Source organism: Phytoactinopolyspora halophila (assembly GCF_003287285.1).
GTDB classification, from domain to species: Bacteria; Actinomycetota; Actinomycetes; order Jiangellales; family Jiangellaceae; genus Phytoactinopolyspora_A; species Phytoactinopolyspora_A halophila.
The window spans coordinates 1-2,194 of sequence record NZ_QMIG01000060.1; the positions used below are offsets into that span (position 1 = coordinate 1).

General features: G+C 65.5%; 2 protein-coding genes. One reads left to right on the top strand and one right to left on the bottom strand.

What is annotated here, in order from left to right:
- Positions 1 to 166: 166 nt before the first annotated feature.
- The gene (locus DPM12_RS22600) at positions 167 to 895 is read right to left on the bottom strand and encodes an SDR family oxidoreductase (protein WP_112260600.1); all 729 of its coding nucleotides are present in this window, start codon (positions 893 to 895) and stop codon (positions 167 to 169) included.
- A 208-nt stretch (positions 896 to 1,103) separates the two neighbouring features.
- Here DPM12_RS22600 and DPM12_RS22605 point away from each other — a divergent pair.
- Positions 1,104 to 2,194, top strand: a 1,091-nt coding sequence (locus DPM12_RS22605) for an FAD-dependent monooxygenase (RefSeq protein ID WP_112260601.1), incomplete at its 3' end; no start/stop codon positions are given.

Here is a 2,194-nt window from a genome sequence, read left to right on the forward strand (position 1 = left end):
CCACGAGCGTGACCCGCACCCCTCTAGCCACAGTCGAGAGCGGGTAAACCACCCACCCCAACCCCGACCCGACCCGCAGATCAGATGCGCCGTGTACCTCCTGACCGGGTGATCCGTCGCGCCAGCCGCCGCACACCCGGCGCCCGCGACGTCATGGCTGTACCGGCTACCAGGGAACGGGTCCCTCCTCCGCCAGGCTTGCTCCCGACGGTCCCGCATCGTCCAGCAGCGCGAGCCGGACGGCGATCACGGCCCCCTCCGAGGGAGTCCGTTGTCCCCGATGGTGGTTGATGTCCGTGGCTACCACTCCCGGGTGGGCCGCGTTGACTTTGATCGGAGTTCCCCGCAGTTCTTTCGCGTAGGCGACCGTGATGGCATTCAACGCGGTTTTCGAGGACTGGTAGGCGAGCAAGTTGAGATCCGCGAATGGGGATTCCGGATCCGAGTTCAGGGTCAGTGAGCCCACGTGGCTGGACATGTTGACAATCCGCCCGGCTTCTGCGCGGTGAAGCAGCGGCAGCATCGCATTGGTCACGGACACCACACCGAAGACATTGGTCTCGTACACCTCCCGCATGTCGTCAGCCGTCGCCTCGCTGGGCGCTCCGGTGAAGCCGCCGGCGATGCCGGCGTTGTTCACCAGGATGTCCAGGCGACCGTAGAGTCGCATGATCTGGATCTTGGCGTCGGCTATGGACGTGGCATCCGTCACGTCGATTCGCACTGGCCTCGCGGAGATGCCACGACCCGCCAGGGCGTCGGCCGCATGCGTGCCGCGCACCTCGTCCCTGGCGCCGACGAGGATGACGTTTCCCCGTTCGCCCAGTTGCCGCGCTATCTCGAATCCGATGCCCTTGTTGGCGCCCGTGACGAGCGCGATTTTCTCCACTGGCACCTCTGGTGTCCCTTTCTGTCGTAGGAGGCTTGCATTACGCTCGCCGAATCTTTCACTCGATTGTTGTGGAACCAGTTTCGTCCGGGCCGGTTCAACCGCGCGAAATCCGCAGTCGAACAGTCGGCCAGCCAGCCGGAATCGTAATGCACCCAGAAATGATGATGTGTATTTTGACGATGAAATTCGATTTCCGGGCAGAGGGTAGGAAATGAAAAAAGGCGTGATAGTTGCTGGTGCCGGGCCGGTCGGTTTGATGCTCGCGGGCGAAATCCACCTGGGCGGGGCGGATGTCGTCGTATACGACAAGCTGACAACACGGACCGGTGAATCCCGCGCCCTCGGCTTCAACAGGCGGGCCGCCGAATCGCTGGACCAGCGCGGGCTGCTCTCCCGGTTGGGCGATTACGTGTGGGGCCCGATGGGGCACTTCGGTGGCGTCCGGTTCGATCTCGGCATGCTGGATGACGACCACAGCGGGGTCCTGGGTCTGTCCCAGGCCAAGACCGAAGAAATGCTGGAAGGCTGGCTGGGCGAGCTCGGCGTGCCGGTGCGGCGCGGATACGAGGTGACGGGTTTCCGCGAGACACCGCACGGCATCGCCGTCTCCTTCGACGGGCCCGACGGTCCCGGCGAGGACACCGCCAGCTACCTGGTCGGATGCGACGGCGGCCGCAGCACCATCCGCAAGCTGGCCGGCATCGACTTCCCCGGCTCGGCATCCACCCGGGGCATGTATACCGCCGAGATCACCGGGGTCACGCTGCGCCCACGGCCTATCGGCGAACGCCTTCCTGGCGGCAACATGGTGCTGTGCACCCCTCTGGGCGAGGGCCGCTACCGCGTCGTGATCCACGACGCGAGTTTGCCCCCTCACCCGGATTCCGAAGCACTGACGTTCAGGCAGGTCGCTGACGCGTGGCAGCGGCTCACCGGCGAATCCATCCACCACGCGCAGGCACACTGGCTCTGGGCGTGTGGCAACGCGGCCAGCTTGGCCGCCGAGTATCGGCGCGGCCGGGTGTTCCTGGCAGGCGACGCCGCCCACGAAATACCACCACTGGCCGCATGGGGACTCAGCGCCGGCCTGCAGGACGCGGTGAATCTGGGCTGGAAACTGGCGGCAACGGTCAACGGCTGGGCACCCGACGGGCTGCTCGACACCTACCACACCGAACGCCACCCCATCGGACGGCAACTGATCCGCAACGTGAAAGCAGCGTCGTTGCTGTACCTCGGCGGTGAGGAGATGGATCCGGTGCGTAGCGTGATGTCCGAGCTGGTGGCATACAAAGACGCCGC